We start from the raw sequence: 14843 nt of genomic DNA on the forward strand, positions 1-14843 counted from the left end.
GTCGATATTTGGTTTCAAGATGAAGCTCGCTTTGGTCAACAAAACACGACAACGAGGATCTGGGCCAGAAAAGGCACTAGGCCACGAGTGGTACGCCAACAACAGTATGAATATGCTTATCTATTTGGTTCAGTTTGTCCAAGCAGGGGGATCGGGCAAGCTATCGTTATGCCATGGACAAGCAAAGAAGGCATGAGATTACACCTAAAGCAGATCTCGGAAGTGACTGACGCAGAGCGACACGCAGTCGTGATCATGGATGGTGCGGGCTGGCATACCGATAATATTGCAGATGAATTTAAGAATATTAGTATCATCAAATTACCGCCCTATTCACCTGAGCTTAATTCAATAGAGCAGGTATGGGACTGGATGCGTCAGCATTGTCTGGCCAATAGGGTTTTCAAAGGTTACGAAGACATTGTTGATAGCGTTTGCGATGCTTGGAATACGTTTATCGAGAGTCCAGCAAGAATCACGAAAATGTGTTCAAGAGATTGGGCAAAGTTGATCAGTTAGTTTTCCAGATTGGTATAAGTGGCTGGCATAGGAAAATTTATTGATGATGAATAAAAAATAGCGACGTGTTGTGTCGCTATTTTTGTTTATCAAATTATGCTGTAATGATATTTCTTGCTATAGCTGGATAACATCAAATTCAACGTTAGGGTTAACGTCTTGTTCATAATCAATGCCGTCAATACCAAAACCAAATAACTTCAAGAACTCTTCTTTGTACTCTCGGTAGTCAGTGAGTTCACTTAAGTTTTCAGTGGTGATCTGTGACCATAGTGACTGGCAGTGCTGCTGAATATCATCGCGCATTTCCCAATCATCAAGGCGTAGTCGGTTATTATCATCTACCGTAGGTGCTTGGCCGTCATTACGATATAAACGCTGGGTAAACATACGGTTGATTTGCTCAATACATCCTTCATCAATGCCTTCTTCTCTCATCTTCTTAAAGACCATCGCAATGTATAATGGCATAACAGGAATAGCTGAGCTGGCTTGGGTCACAACACTTTTTAATACGGCGACATTGGCACTACCACCTGTTTGAGACAGTTGATCATTGAGGGCGTGGGCAGCTCTATCAAGATCTTTTTTCGCTTCACCCAATGCACCATGCCAGTATATCGGCCAAGTAATTTCTGTGCCGATATAGCTATAAGCAACAGTTTTACACGTCGGAGCTAATACGCCTGCTTCACTGAGGGCTTGTATCCAAAGCTCCCAATCTTCTCCGCCCATGACTTTAACTGTATCAGCAATTTCTTGCTCATTGGCAGCTTCAACACTGGTTTGAATAATCTCGTCTTTATTGGTATCGACAGCAGTGGTGGTATAGGTTTGTCCAATGGGTTTTAAGACTGAGCGGATAACTTCTCCGCTGTCTGGCATTTTACGGACAGGTGATGCTAAGGAGTAAACCACCATATCGACTTGACCTAAGTCTTGTTTGATAAGCTCTATGGTCTTGTCTTTTGCTTCATGACTAAAAGCATCACAATTAATGCTTTTTGAATAGAGATTTTCTGCTTTTGCGAATTTATCAAATGCAGCTGAATTGTACCAACCTGCGGTACCTGCTTTTTTCTCTGTACCTGGCTTTTCAAAAAAGATGCCTAATGTGGCCGCTTGATTGCCAAATGCAGCTGTAATACGAGAAGCAAGGCCATAACCACTTGAAGAACCGATAACTAATACTTTCTTAGGGGCATTGTCATTGATACCCTGAGATTTGACGAAGTTAATCTGTTCTAAGACATTGGCTTCACAACCAACAGGGTGGGTTGTGGTACAAATAAAACCGCGAATTTTAGGTTTAATGATCATGTTTATATTTCTCTTGAAAAATTAACGCTAGGATAAATAAACCGACGTAAAATGACACTTTTTTTTAGGAAAAAACAGTGATTTTGTCAGTGGTTGGAGCAGTTTACTTTTTACGTGAATATAAAGATTGCTCTTGAATCAGTCGTTGAGTGTACTCGTGTTTAGGTTCTGTAAATAATTGTTCTGTATTTGCTTTTTCAATAAGTACCCCTTTTTGAAGCACCATGACTTTGTCACTAAAATGGCGAACAATATTTAAGTTGTGAGACACAAAGATATAGGAAAGGCCGATGTCTTTTTGTAATTTAATGAGCAAGTTGAGGATCTGGGCTCGTACCGATAAGTCTAAATCACTTAAGGCTTCATCTGCAATGATTATTTTAGGGTTAAGCATGAGTGCTCTTGCCATGGCGACACGCTGTTTTTGTCCCTCAGAAATCATGTGAGGATAGAAGTTACTGTGTTCCGGTAAAAGTCCGACTTTCATTAATTTTTCATATACTTGAAATTGTCTTTGTTTCTTATTTAGGCGAGTGTTAAAACGCAGTGGTTCTTCAAGTAAAGCACCGATGGTGATCCTTGGGTTTAATGATGTGTTTGGATCTTGGAAAATCATACGAATCAATCGGCAGCGATGTTTTAGATCATGATTTTTTAAGTACTGCCCTTCAAAAAGAATACTGCCTTGGGTTGGTGATTCAGCTCCCACCAGTAAACGAGCAAGAGTACTTTTACCGGATCCCGTATTACCGACAATTGCTAAGGTTTCCCCTTTATTTAATGAAAAAGAAATAGGGGATAATGCTTGAGTATATTGGCGCCTAAAGCCTTTATAGCCGACAAAATAGCTTTTACTTAAATCGTTAACCTGTAAGATTGGTGTCATTGGTTCTTACTCGGATCTTTGCTTGTGAGTATCTTATCTTGCTCGCTATTATAAGGAAAATGGCAAGCAAAAGATCGGTTTTTTTTCTGAGTTGTGGAAGGAGGATTAACACACTTTTTTTGCGCTTCAGGACAACGAGGTCCCAATCGACAGCCTATGGGTAAATGTTGCAAGGCTGGCGAGGAGCCCGCTAAGGTTTTCATTAAGGATTTGTGTTGGATAGCGCCGGAATAATTAGGGATATTATCTAGCAGGGCTTTCGTATAATGATGATAGGGTTTATCAAGGACTTGAGTTGTGATACCTGATTCCATGACTTGTCCGCAATAAAGTACCGTGAGCTTATGACACCAGTTGGCAATGGTATCGAGCTCGTGGCTAATGAGTAAAATTGAGACATTTTGATTTTGATTGAGTTTACTGAGTAGCCGAAATATTTGGGCTTGGGTACTGAGTTCCATAGAATCTGTTGGCTCATCAGCAATAAGTAGCCGCGGTTTGTTGGCAACGGCCATGGCGATCATAATCTTTTGGCATTCACCTTCAGACAGCTCCCAGGCATAGCGAGAAATAAGATTATCCGCATGCTTAATGCCCACTCTGTGTAACCATTTTATCGCGGTGTCTTTTTTTTGAGCGCGACGTTTCCAAAATGGGATTGTCTTATCTGTAGGCATCGCTTCAATCATTTGGCTGCCAACGGTTCTAATGGGATCAAGACAGCTGGAAGGATCTTGAAAAATCATGGCAATATCACTGCCCATGAGATTGCGTCTTTGTTTTAAAGACATTTCCAACAAATTGTGCCCGTCCCACATCATACGATCGGCCCTAATATGCCAATTTTGTCCGGGGATCCCTAAAATAGCTCGGGCTAATAAACTTCGGCCTGAGCCTGATTCACCGACGAGTCCATGTAATTCGCCTGTATTGATACTGAGGCTGACTCTGTCAATGGCATTGACGCGGCCATAGGGCGTATCGAGTTCAATGGTGAGGTTTCTGATATCGAGTAAAGGCATAATTTAATGTCTAATGGGCACAAGAGCCGATCGAAGACCATCACCGACTAAATTGATGGCAAATACACTGATGAGAATAGCAAACCCTGGAGCTGCCATTGTCCAAGAAGCAGTTAATAAATCATCATAACCTTGGGATAGCAATGATCCCCATTCTGGGCTAGGCGCTTGTGCTCCAAGATTTAAAAAACCCATTGCCGCAATTTCTAAAATAGCCGTGGAAATGGCTAACGTGGTTTGAATGATGAGCTTTTCCCAGACATTCGGCATAATGACAAACCAAAAGACTTGTAATGTATTCGCTCCATCGAGTTTAGCTGCGATGACATATTCTTTTTGTCTTTCTTCATGCACGGCCTGATGAATAGCACGAACAAATAGAGGGGTCAGAGCGATGCCAACGGCCCAAAATACGTTGCTTAACCCAGGCCCTTTGATGGCAACCACTAAGATGGCCATTAATAAAGAAGGAATAGAAAGTAATACATCGAGTAAGTGGCTTAAAATGCTGGACTTTAAGCCTTTCATCATGCCCGATAAAGAACCGATTAAAAAGCCAATACTCAGTGAGGCGGCAACCACAATGAGTGCCATTCCAAAAGTGAGAGAAGCACCGTGTAAAATCAAACTAAAAATATCTCGACCTAAGTCGTCGGTCCCCAAAAAGTGCTCAACGGTGCCAGACACTTCCCAAGAGGGAGGCAGAAGGATGGCTAAAGGATCTTGTTGTTGAGCTGGGTACGGTGCTAGCCAAGGCCCCCAAATAGCAATAATAATAAAGCCAATGACAATCCATAAACCCACAATTGAAAAAGGGTTGCTTGAAAAGTTTTGCCATAACCTTTGCCTCGGAGAAGGAATAGTATCCTCTTGATAGGTTTTAATTTGAGGCATATATTTCCTTTTTGCTTAATGGATTATAAGCTGTGTGAATTATATCAATCATAATACTTAAAAAAATGATGTTTAATGATACTGCCAATATTCCTCCTTGGATCACAGTGTAATCACGTTGCTCTATACCAGAGATTAACCAAAAGCCGACACCGGGCCAAGCAAAGACCATTTCAACAAGAATACCGTAACCGGTGAAACTACCTAACATCAAACCTAAATTTTTTACTACAGGGATAAAAGTGTTAGGCAATGCATGACGCAGTACAATATTGCGGGTATGAAGGCCCCTAGCTTCTGCAGCTTGAATGAAAGATTGATTCATAATATTCATCATCGCGGCGCGGGTGATCCTAACGATAGCGGTAAAAGGCAGTATGGCTAAAGTGATTGCAGGTAAAATAATGTGGCGTATCGCACTATAAAAAGCCGAAAGACGATGAGGCGAATCGGATAATAAAGTGTCAATAAGCATGAAACCGGTAACAGGCTTAATATTATAAAGTAAATTAATTTGTCCTGAAGTGGGTAACCAGCCAAGTTTAATACCAAATCCGAGTGCAATAAGGGGCCCCAACCAGATAACAGGATTAGAATAACCCGCTAATATAAAGGCCATGACGGTATGTTGACCAATTTTGTTCTTACTTAAAGACACCAGCATCCCGATAGGAAACCCAAAGAAAAAGGCTAAAAATCCTGCTGTGAGTGCTAATTCATAAGAGGCTGGTAAAACTCTCAATAACTCTTCATTAATGGGTTGTTGTGAGGTGACTGAAACCCCCATATTACCGTTTATTTTTTGCCATAAATAGGCAAGAAATTGTTGGGGTTTGCTCTCTTGTAGCTGGAATTCATCGCTTATTTTCAGTGACTCAGAAATGGTTGGATGTGGTATACCACTCAGAATAAAGGGTTTATTAGCAGGGAATAATTCCGTAGCGGTAAACAGAACAGCGATTAAAATAATGGAAGTCGCGATAAAAAGGTTGAAGCGGCGAAGTAAATAGCGGCCCATTATTGTTTTTCCTTAAAGGCTTTTATACGGATATTTTCGAAAGCAATGCCATTATAAGGATTAATTTGAAAGGATGATAATGATTTATTGAGTAATGTGATTTCCTTTGCATGGGCAATGGGGAAAATAGGGTACATTCTTCCAATCATATCTTCAGCTTGGCGATATAATGTTTTTCTTTGCGCCTTATCTTGTATTGAGCGAGCTTTATTAAGAAGAGCATCTAATTTAGGATCACACCATCGAGAAAGATTACTAGAAGGAGCAATGCCTGCACAGCTAAATAATGGATAGAAAAAATCATTAGGATCAGTATTTGCCGAATTCCAGCCTGTTAATATCATATCGTAGCTTTGAATATTTCGATGCTCAAAGCTTCCCCAGCTAAAGGGAATAATGCGAGTGTTTATACCAATATGATTTAAATCGGATTGGATAAGTTCAGCCATTTTTTCAGCATCGGTATTATACACTCTAGCAGAATATTGTACCCAAATATTAAGGGATAATTGATCGATCCCAGCAGTTTTTAATAATGTTTTTGCTTTGCTTGGATTATAGTGGATGATTTGATTGGCCTTTGAGAAAGCCCATGAGGAGGGAGGTAATATATTATCGGCTTGTATCGCTGTATTTTTATACACAGAATGCAACAAATTTCTTCTGTTTATGGCAAATGCTATAGCTTGTCTGACAAGAATATTGTCAAGTGGAGGCCTTTCCATGTTAAACGCTAAGTAGGCCAAATTATGACCGCTTTGGGTATCAATAAAGACATTGTCATTGTCTGTTAAATAGTTAACATCACTTATTTTTGGTAATGCTGAAATCTCGCAGTCACCGGTAATAAAATGTGAAAGCCGCTGAACATTATTTGTAAAGATATTAAATATGAGTTGGTTAAATATTGGCGGTGAGTTCCAGTAATGTTCATTGCGGCGGTAACGAATATATTCATTGGGCAAATATTCAACAAAAATAAAGGCGCCAGTGCCAACAGGACGCCAATCAATAGTGCGCAATGGAATATTCTTTGAAATTAACTGTTCAGCATACTCTTTAGATAAAATAACAGCATGGGCCGATGATAGTGTTGATAAAAAGGGCGCATCAGGTTGGTAGAGATGAAATGCTACTTGATGATTGTTCAGTTTGACGATGTTTTTAACTCGTTTAGAAAAAGCTAAACTTTCAAAAAAAGGGTAACCTGTGATTGAGACTGAGTGAAAAGGGTGTTTTTTATTGAGAATTCGGTTAAAAGAGAACAGTACATCGTCGGCGTTGAGAGGGCGAGTTGGGGTAAAGTAAGCTGTTTGATGAAATTGAATGTCATCACGTAAAGTAAAGGTATATGTGAGTCCATCTTGACTGATTTGCCAGCTTTTAGCTAAAGCGCCTTCTATGTCGCCAGCTCTGGTTCTGTAATTAACTAACCCATTGTAAATTTGATGAAAAGTAGCATCTGTTGTAATGTTGGATGCCGTTGTTTGGGGATTGAATGATTCAGGATTACCTTCAGAGCAATATACCAGTCCTGAGGGGGCATTTGAACGTTCACAACCCGACAATATGCACAAAATAAAGAGGCCGAGGATAAAATGAGTGGATCGTGGTAACGGCTGTGTCATTGAAGTCTTTATGCATAACTATGGGTAAATATTATTCTAGCAGTGCAGTTCAAAAACCCCAATGTTGTTATTTATCCAGCAAATTGTATTTTTTCAATATGCCTCTTAATTGATGGTAACTTAAGTTTAATAGCTCAGCTGTTTTTTTCTGGTTAAATTGTCCCGCTTTTAAGGCTTGTTGTAAAACCTGTGTCTCATAGGTTTCGCTGAGCTTTTTAAAATCGGCAGGGAAAGAGACTGTATTTGTCAGATCTGTAAAGTCTTTGATGGGATGAGACACTGAGTTACGTTTTTGGGTTACATCATTGTCAGGTGAGCAGATGACATGCGTGTCTGATGCAGGCAGTTTTATTTGTTTTTTAGGCCGGTAGGGCGACTCAAAAGGGTCGATAATGATATCAGTTATCGCATCGGGGGAGTCTCCATGGCGGTAAACACTGCGTTCAACCACATTTTTTAATTCACGAATATTACCCGGCCAAGCATAATCCATGAGTTGACTCAAAGCGTGAGGAGAAAAGCCTGTAAACAATGATTGCTCGAGCTGTTTTGCCATATTGATGGCAAAGTGTTCAGCCAGTGGCATAATATCGTCCAAACGATGCCTTAATGGTGGCAAGGTGATGACATCAAATGCTAACCTATCTAATAAATCAGCGCGAAACTCTCCAGCATCAGCCAAGGAGGGTAAATCTTCATTTGCCGCACAAATTAGTCTCACATCAGCGTGTATTGTTTGACTGCCACCGACACGTTCAAATTCACCATATTCAATAACTCTTAATAACTTTTCTTGGACTAAAGCGGAGGTATTGGCTAATTCGTCTAAAAATAAAGTGCCGCCGTCGGCTCGTTCGAAGCGGCCTTGGTGTTTCTTATTGGCGCCAGTAAAGGCGCCAGCATCGTGACCAAAGAGCTCACTTTCTAATAAGTTTTCACTTAATGCACCGCAATTGAGTTTAATGAAGCTTTGTTCCCAACGTTTCGATAAATAATGTAAACGTTCAGCGATAAGCTCTTTTCCCGTTCCTCGTTCACCAATGATCAATACGGGTTTTGAGAGGGGGGCAACTTGAGAAATATGTTCAAGAACTTCTAATAATGCATTAGATTGACCAATAAGGTTGTCTTGTTGGAATGAATTTGCCACAGTCAATTTTAGTCTTTTACGCTAATAAGTAGTGAAAATAATAATAAGGTGCTGACTGAGTAAAAGAAAGTAAAACTTAACATATTACTTAAATAACTATAATATAAAGAATATTCATAGTTGGCATGAAATGTGATTGTGTTAATTTGAAATCAAATAAATCTAAAGGATAAAATTATGGGTATTTTTTCTCGATTTGCAGATATTGTAAATTCAAACATTAGTGCATTACTCGATAAAGCAGAAGATCCTGAAAAAATGGTTCGTCTTATTATTCAAGAGATGGAAGATACGTTAGTTGAGGTTCGCTCAACATCCGCTAAAGTATTAGCGGAAAAAAAAGAAATTTTGCGCCGAGTAAGCCATGCTGATGTACAAGCACAAGATTGGCAAGACAAAGCTGAATTGGCCTTATCAAAAGATCGGGAAGATCTTGCTAAAGCAGCGTTAGCTGAAAAACGAAAAGCAGACGATGTCAGTATTCGCTTAAAAGATGAATTACGGATCATTGAAGAACAAATTCAAAAATTAAAAGAAGAGATCACAACCTTACAAGAAAAGCTGGCTGATGCTAAAGTGCGTCAAAAAGCCATGATAATGCGTAAGCAAACAGCCAGTTCTCGTCTCGAAGTGAAACGTCAGTTGGATTCTGGCAAGATTGATAAGGCGATGAACAAATTTGAGCAATATGAACGTCGTATTGAAGGGTTAGAATCTCAAGTCGATGCTTATGATTTAGGTAAGCAACCCTCATTGAAAGATGAGTTTGCTGCCTTAGAAGCTGAAGATTCTGTTAATGCAGAGCTAGAAGCATTAAAAAAGAAAATACAAGCGAAGAAAAAAACGAAAACAGAGCAATAGAAAGGCGGAGGGGACATGGATACGGAAATATTAATCGTACCAATTATTATTTTTTTAGTCATTGTTGCACCTATTTGGCTAGTGCTGCATTACCGCAGTAAACGACAAGTGGGACAAGGGTTAACGGAAGATGAGTTTGTATTGCTTAATGATTTAAAACAACAAGCAGATAAAATGTCACAACGTATTGAGACATTAGAAACGATACTTGATTCACAGGTCCCGCAATGGAGGAAAAGTGATGAAGGGCACTAACGGGAAAACCTTATATCGTATACCGACTTTAGGTAAAATAGCAGGTGTGTGTGCGGGAGTGGCTGATTATTTCAATATTGAAGTTTGGCTCGTCAGGGTAGTGGCTGCATCCATGTTTCTTTTAGGAGGATACGGCATTGTATTTATTATTTATGTTTTATTGTGGATGATTTTAGATATTAAGCCCTTGGCAGCAAAGACGGGAGCTGAACATCAAGATGTCGAAATAAAAAAGACAGTGTGGCGCCCCGGTGAACCTGCTCAAACAGTACTTCAGGATGTGGATGCACAATTTAAATCTTTAGAGTGGCGATTACAACGCATGGAGCGACATGTGACTTCTGATAATTTTGATTTAAAAAATCAAATTAATAACTTATAACCTACTATTTATTTCATAATGAGTAATGACGTATCCTTCCTTGGCTCACAGCGCTGTGATTTAGCGCTGTTTATTGGGTTTTGAATTTGAGGTAATTTGAGCGATTATGCTGAACATTGAACAGGCAGTAGAAAGGGCTGTTAATCGTATCAACCGAAAGGCGCAATCATTGATGCATCGAAGCGCTGATAAACACTTACGGTTAGCTGTTACCGGGTTGTCAGGAGCGGGGAAAACCGCTTTTATTTCTGGGCTCGTGAATCAATTGCTTGAGGCTGGAAACCAAGGGGATTATGCGCATTTACCCTTATGGCATGTGGCAAGAGAAGGCCGTTTACTGGGCGTTAAAAGGGTTCTTCAACCGGACTTAACCATAGCCAGTTTTAATTATCAGCATGCAATGTCAATGTTAACGGCAACTCCGGCTCAATGGCCACACTCAACGAATAATATTAGTGAACTGAGATTGGCCATACGTTATCAACCTGAAAAAGGGGTATTGGCGAAATTTACCGATAATGCCACTTTATATCTGGATATTATTGATTACCCTGGCGAATGGTTATTGGATTTACCTTTATTAAAATTGTCTTTCAAAAGTTGGTGCTTATTACAGCAACAGCGTTTATCGATATTCTCTCAATCCGATCAATATGAGCGATTTCAACGGGCATTTTCTCAATTGGACTTAATGGCAAAAGCGGATGAAGGTCAGCTGAAAGCCATTGCGGATCAGTATCAAGCTTTATTAGTCGACAGTGTGAGCCAATTGGGTTTTTATCATGCTCAGCCTGGCAGAATGTTGTTACCTGGAGAATTAATTGATACTCCAGTGTTGGCTTTTTTTCCACTCATTGAAATGGGTGGTCACACGTTTGAACAACTTGAGTCCAGTGCGCCAGACAGTCATTATCAGGTACTCAAAACACGTTATCAAGAATATGTAAAAAAAGTTGTTAAACCTTTTTATCAACATCACTTTTCACGTTTTGACAGGCAAGTATTACTGGTTGATTGTTTGACGCCCTTGAATAAGGGTAAGGCACAGTTTGAAGACATGCAGCAGGCGATTAATGATATTATGCAGAGTTTTTCTTTTGGGCAGTCTCATTTATTAAGGCGGCTTTTTGCACCTCGAATCGATAAATTACTGTTTGCTGCGAGTAAAGTTGATCATGTTACCCGTTCACAACAAAGTCATGTTTTGTCCTTATTATCAGAGTTGATTAAATCGACACATCAGGAGGTTAAGTTTGAAGGATGTGACGTGGAAACGATGGCGATCAGTGCGATTAAAGCAACAACCCATAAAATGGTTAAACAGTCCCAACAGCAAATTGAAGTACTTCAAGGTGAAGACTTGTTGACGCGGGAGCAAATTACGGTATTTCCTGGAGAAGTCCCACAAACGTTACCACAGCGTAATTTTTGGGATAAACAAGGATTTGAATTTGTTAATTTTGCGCCGCCTAAGCGACAAGCTTCCATAAAAGGGGCTGATTTTGAACATATTCGTATGGATCACTTATTACAGTATCTTATTGGAGATAAGCTCATATGATCCTGTTCGTTTAGAGGTGAATAATGGAAAAAAATAAATCAAGTATACTAAAGCTCAAACAGGTATTTTCTTCTGATCTTGAACGTCGTGATGAGTCATTAAAGCCCAGCCAATATTTTAGTACTCAAGATGCTTATGATGAGATTGATAGTAAAAATGAGTCCACAGAGGACGTTTTTTCAGGATCAGTATTAAATACCATGGATGAAGTCAATGGTAACCTCTTTAAACCTAGTGCTAAGGGGCCTAAAAAACGTCATTGGTGGATGAGGTTAATATTCGTCTTGTTTGTTTTATTAATAGGTTCTGAACTGTATTTGGGGCTGCAAGCTGCGTGGAAACAAAGTCATTGGCTGTTTGCTCTTTATACGAGTTTAGTCCTACTAGTGAGTATTGGCGTATTAAAATGGGTTGTACTTGAATGGCGAAAACTTATCAAACTTAGAGGCGTTGAAGAAACGCAACAAGTGGGTATGCGATTATCTGACAGTATGCAAATGGGGGAGGCGGATCCGTTTGTTGATAATATTGTGGCGCGTTTACCCCCATCACCTGCAATCAAGGCTTATTTTGCTGCGTGTAGTGATGAGCACAATGATGCTGAAAAACTGGTTTTATTTGAGAAGTGGGTGTTGCAAGACAGAGATCTGGCTGCAAAGAAATTAGTGAGACGCTTTGCTGGGCAGTCCACGCTTTTATTAGCGGCCAGTCCATTAGCTTTTGTGGATATGGCTTTTATGTTGTGGCGTAATCAACGGATGATAAATGACGTTGCAGCATGCTATGGGATTGAATTAGGTTATTGGAGCCGTATTAAGCTAGTTCGGGGTATTTTAGTGAATATTATTTATGCCGGAACGTCTGAGGTGATGACGGATCTGGGTACACAACTTTTATCTGTCGAAATGTCTGGAAAATTATCAGCGAGACTAGCGCAAGGGTTAGGTGGGGGCTTATTAACGGCGAGATTGGGCTATCAAGCGATGGCTTTATGTCGGCCTTTGGCATTTGATGCGGATTCAAAGCCGAAGTTATCTGGTATCCATAAGGAGCTGCTATTAGAGTTAAAAACGCTTTCAAGCAGTGTATTGGCAATGAATAAGCAAAAGAAAAATCGTCAACGTAAAAAGGATTTTACACCTTAAATAAAAATTATTTTTCTATTTTAGTGTGATTTTTATCCATCATGGTTCATGGTGCTTCAGTGAAAATATATTGAACCTATTGGGGTAGAAAAATGCAAAATAAATGGAAGCTTGCGACACAAACTATTCATGCGGGTCATCAAAAAAATAGTGAAGGGGCATTAGTGACGCCTCTATGCCAAAGTGCAACGTTTGTTTTCGATAATGCTGAGCAAGGTGGCGCCCGATTTTCAGGTGATGAGCAAGGCTATATTTATACGCGATTAGGCAATCCAACAACCGCAGAATTAGAACGAAAAATGGCGGTGTTAGAAGGCAGTGAAGAAGCGGTGGCTGTTGCATCAGGTATGGCGGCGATTTCTTCTGCTTTACTGGCTAATTTGGCCCATGGTGATCACCTCGTCGCATCAAAAGCGGTTTATGGTTGCACATTTTCATTAATGACAGGACAACTGGCTAAATTTGGTATACAAGTCACCTTAGTGGATTTTAATGATCATCATGCCATTTGTGCTGCCATTAGACCTGAAACGAAAGTGTTATTTTGCGAAACCCCTGTTAACCCTCATTTAGATGTGTTTGATTTAAGTGCTATTGCAGATATAGCGAAACGCTATGATTTGATTAGTATTGTGGATAATACGTTTATGACGCCACTTTTACAGCGACCAATTAGTCATGGTATTGATATTGTGGTTCATAGTGCAACGAAATATTTGAATGGTCATGGAGACGTTATTGCGGGAATGATTTGTGCCAGCGCAGCTCAAATGGAAGTGATTAGATATGAAGTAATTAAAGATTTCGGTGGCGTACTCTCTCCTCATGATGCGTGGCTCATTTTAAGAGGACTAAAAACCCTTGATGTGAGGTTAACTCGGCATTGTGATAATGCTGAAAAAGTGGCAGCATTTTTAGAGGCACATCCACTTGTGTCCAAAGTGTATTATCCTCGCATGGAGACACATAATGGATTTGCGCTTGTGGGCTCTCAAATGAAGCGAGGTGGGGGAGTGATCGCGTTTGAGTTGCAAGCGAGCTTAGAGCAATCGATTTTATTTGTTAATCGGTTATCGATGATTGCAATTGCGGTGAGTTTAGGGGATGCGGAGACTCTGATCCAACATCCTGCTTCAATGACACATTCACCTTATTCATTAGAAGAGCGAGTTGAAGCTGGTATTAGTGATAGTTTATTACGTATTTCTGTAGGGCTGGAATCTGTAGAAGATATTATTGAAGATTTAAATCAAGCATTAAGCAGTATCGAGTATTATCGAGTTGAACTTAATGCTGAAATAGAGAACGCAATAGATTAGTTTAAACAATGAATTAGGATAAATTTTTCTAATTTTTCCGTTTCGATGCGATGCTTTTTTCTTAGTAAAAAAGCATAATTATTGGCGAATAGGGCACTTCTACTCTACATTGGAATGACACGTATTGACCTCTTCAGTTTGAAAAAGGTTGATGCCCATTCAAAATTTATATGGAGATGAATTATGAAATTCAGTCTATGTAGTCTGTTATTTGCCCTATTATTTGTGGGTAATGTATATGCTGGTAGTGCTTCAACTTCTGACACAAATCCAGTCACACGAGATACTTCAACAGTTCAAACCGCTCAAGTTCAGCCAGATAAAATTAATGTGAATACAGCTTCTGTATCAGAGTTGGCAAGTTTAAAAGGTGTGGGTTCCGTCAAAGCTCAGGCCATTAAGCAGTATCAACAGAGCCATGGGGATTTTTCATCTCTTGCTGATTTAGAAAAGGTGAACGGGATCGGTGCAAGTGTGATTGAACAAAATAAAGATCGTATTGAATTTTAATTGATGGCTTTACTTTTGATGGTGAATCATTCCTCTTATTGTGGTGATTATCATCAGCTTGATGGCGAAGTAATCAGTTAGTTTTAAATTGAGGTGAAATTGTGAATTATCACTTGATTGCAGTAAGCGCATAGTAGATAATGCGCTTGTTCTTGAGGAGTTAGTTAGATTCTCAATGAAACCTCTGGTGACCTTAGGGTCCCCTCGCAATGATAACTTGTGAACTCGGCCAGGCCTGGAAGGGAGCAACCGCAGCAAGTGACTCATGTGCCGAGGTGTGGCTCTAGGGGAACCTCCAAAAATCATCATCCTCTTTCTAGTATTTTTCATTACCACCGCTTTTACTTTTTTTAGTGACATTGTTTAGCTAAGC

At 39.8% G+C, this 14843-nt stretch carries 15 protein-coding genes and 1 other RNA gene; 9 read left to right on the top strand and 7 right to left on the bottom strand.

Features of this window, described 5'->3' with window-relative positions; translation table 11 throughout:
• Positions 1-519 (top strand): IS630 family transposase (locus Q0976_RS12715; protein WP_299494195.1); only part of this gene is annotated, 519 nt, incomplete at its 5' end.
• A 117-nt stretch (positions 520-636) separates the two neighbouring features.
• Here the strand turns inward: Q0976_RS12715 and fabV are convergent.
• The 7 genes from fabV to pspF all read right to left on the bottom strand — a co-directional run bounded on the left by fabV (position 637) and on the right by pspF (position 8437).
• Positions 637-1839 (bottom strand): enoyl-ACP reductase FabV, encoded by a 1203-nt coding sequence (gene fabV / locus Q0976_RS12720; protein WP_299494196.1) that lies wholly within the window; start codon positions 1837-1839, stop codon positions 637-639.
• A 103-nt stretch (positions 1840-1942) separates the two neighbouring features.
• Positions 1943-2725 (bottom strand): ATP-binding cassette domain-containing protein, encoded by a 783-nt coding sequence (locus Q0976_RS12725; protein WP_299494197.1) that lies wholly within the window; start codon positions 2723-2725, stop codon positions 1943-1945.
• On the bottom strand, positions 2722-3747 hold the full coding sequence (locus Q0976_RS12730; RefSeq protein WP_299494198.1) for an oligopeptide/dipeptide ABC transporter ATP-binding protein: 1026 nt from the start codon (positions 3745-3747) through the stop codon (positions 2722-2724). Before Q0976_RS12730 ends, Q0976_RS12725 begins: the two co-directional genes overlap by 4 nt.
• 3 nt (positions 3748-3750) lie before the next feature.
• Positions 3751-4641, bottom strand: coding sequence for an ABC transporter permease subunit (locus tag Q0976_RS12735; RefSeq protein WP_299494200.1), 891 nt, complete (start codon positions 4639-4641; stop codon positions 3751-3753).
• On the bottom strand, positions 4628-5659 hold the full coding sequence (locus Q0976_RS12740) for an ABC transporter permease subunit (RefSeq protein WP_299494201.1): 1032 nt from the start codon (positions 5657-5659) through the stop codon (positions 4628-4630). The genes Q0976_RS12735 and Q0976_RS12740 overlap by 14 nt, the downstream gene beginning before the upstream one ends.
• Entirely contained in the window at positions 5659-7287 is a 1629-nt protein-coding gene (locus tag Q0976_RS12745) for an ABC transporter substrate-binding protein (protein ID WP_299494202.1), read from the bottom strand. Before Q0976_RS12745 ends, Q0976_RS12740 begins: the two co-directional genes overlap by 1 nt.
• A 67-nt stretch (positions 7288-7354) precedes the next feature.
• Positions 7355-8437 (bottom strand): phage shock protein operon transcriptional activator, encoded by a 1083-nt coding sequence (gene pspF / locus Q0976_RS12750; protein ID WP_299494203.1) that lies wholly within the window; start codon positions 8435-8437, stop codon positions 7355-7357.
• Between the two features lie 177 nt (positions 8438-8614).
• Here pspF and pspA point away from each other — a divergent pair, with 177 nt between their 5' ends.
• The 8 genes from pspA (at position 8615) to ffs (ending at position 14760) form a co-directional block, all read left to right on the top strand.
• Positions 8615-9298 (top strand): phage shock protein PspA, encoded by a 684-nt coding sequence (gene pspA, locus Q0976_RS12755; RefSeq protein ID WP_299494204.1) that lies wholly within the window; start codon positions 8615-8617, stop codon positions 9296-9298.
• A 15-nt stretch (positions 9299-9313) separates the two neighbouring features.
• The gene (gene pspB, locus Q0976_RS12760; protein ID WP_299494205.1) at positions 9314-9553 is read left to right on the top strand and encodes an envelope stress response membrane protein PspB; all 240 of its coding nucleotides are present in this window, start codon (positions 9314-9316) and stop codon (positions 9551-9553) included.
• Positions 9540-9935 carry an envelope stress response membrane protein PspC gene (gene pspC, locus Q0976_RS12765; RefSeq protein WP_299494206.1) on the top strand — a complete coding sequence of 132 codons (396 nt, stop codon included), beginning with the start codon at positions 9540-9542 and terminating at the stop codon, positions 9933-9935. The genes pspB and pspC overlap by 14 nt, the downstream gene beginning before the upstream one ends.
• A gap of 106 nt (positions 9936-10041) precedes the next feature.
• The gene (locus Q0976_RS12770; RefSeq protein ID WP_299494207.1) at positions 10042-11496 is read left to right on the top strand and encodes a YcjX family protein; all 1455 of its coding nucleotides are present in this window, start codon (positions 10042-10044) and stop codon (positions 11494-11496) included.
• A 23-nt stretch (positions 11497-11519) separates the two neighbouring features.
• Positions 11520-12641 carry a TIGR01620 family protein gene (locus Q0976_RS12775; RefSeq protein WP_299494208.1) on the top strand — a complete coding sequence of 374 codons (1122 nt, stop codon included), beginning with the start codon at positions 11520-11522 and terminating at the stop codon, positions 12639-12641.
• Between the two features lie 92 nt (positions 12642-12733).
• Entirely contained in the window at positions 12734-13960 is a 1227-nt protein-coding gene (locus Q0976_RS12780) for an aminotransferase class I/II-fold pyridoxal phosphate-dependent enzyme (protein WP_299494209.1), read from the top strand.
• Positions 13961-14143: 183 nt separating this feature from the next.
• A complete protein-coding gene (locus Q0976_RS12785) occupies positions 14144-14470 on the top strand; it encodes a ComEA family DNA-binding protein (RefSeq protein WP_299494210.1) in 327 nt (108 codons plus the stop codon).
• A gap of 193 nt (positions 14471-14663) precedes the next feature.
• An RNA gene (gene ffs / locus Q0976_RS12790) (signal recognition particle sRNA small type) lies at positions 14664-14760 on the top strand.
• The last annotated feature ends 83 nt before the right edge of the window (positions 14761-14843 follow it).

Source organism: uncultured Shewanella sp. (assembly GCF_947501665.1).
In the GTDB taxonomy this organism is placed as follows: Bacteria; Pseudomonadota; Gammaproteobacteria; order Enterobacterales; family Shewanellaceae; genus Shewanella.

Excerpts from the sequence above, each read along its gene's own strand:
- Q0976_RS12785 (WP_299494210.1), top strand. The coding sequence starts at position 14,144 with ATGAAATTCAGTCTATGTAGTCTGTTATTTGCCCTATTATTTGTGGGT.
- Q0976_RS12735 (WP_299494200.1), bottom strand. The coding sequence starts at position 4,641 with ATGCCTCAAATTAAAACCTATCAAGAGGATACTATTCCTTCTCCGAGG.
- pspC (WP_299494206.1), top strand. The coding sequence starts at position 9,540 with ATGAAGGGCACTAACGGGAAAACCTTATATCGTATACCGACTTTAGGT.
- pspA (WP_299494204.1), top strand. The coding sequence starts at position 8,615 with ATGGGTATTTTTTCTCGATTTGCAGATATTGTAAATTCAAACATTAGT.
- Q0976_RS12775 (WP_299494208.1), top strand. The coding sequence starts at position 11,520 with ATGGAAAAAAATAAATCAAGTATACTAAAGCTCAAACAGGTATTTTCT.
- pspB (WP_299494205.1), top strand. The coding sequence starts at position 9,314 with ATGGATACGGAAATATTAATCGTACCAATTATTATTTTTTTAGTCATT.
- Q0976_RS12740 (WP_299494201.1), bottom strand. The coding sequence starts at position 5,659 with ATGGGCCGCTATTTACTTCGCCGCTTCAACCTTTTTATCGCGACTTCC.
- Q0976_RS12730 (WP_299494198.1), bottom strand. The coding sequence starts at position 3,747 with ATGCCTTTACTCGATATCAGAAACCTCACCATTGAACTCGATACGCCC.
- Q0976_RS12745 (WP_299494202.1), bottom strand. The coding sequence starts at position 7,287 with ATGACACAGCCGTTACCACGATCCACTCATTTTATCCTCGGCCTCTTT.
- Q0976_RS12725 (WP_299494197.1), bottom strand. The coding sequence starts at position 2,725 with ATGACACCAATCTTACAGGTTAACGATTTAAGTAAAAGCTATTTTGTC.
- Q0976_RS12770 (WP_299494207.1), top strand. The coding sequence starts at position 10,042 with ATGCTGAACATTGAACAGGCAGTAGAAAGGGCTGTTAATCGTATCAAC.
- Q0976_RS12780 (WP_299494209.1), top strand. The coding sequence starts at position 12,734 with ATGCAAAATAAATGGAAGCTTGCGACACAAACTATTCATGCGGGTCAT.
- fabV (WP_299494196.1), bottom strand. The coding sequence starts at position 1,839 with ATGATCATTAAACCTAAAATTCGCGGTTTTATTTGTACCACAACCCAC.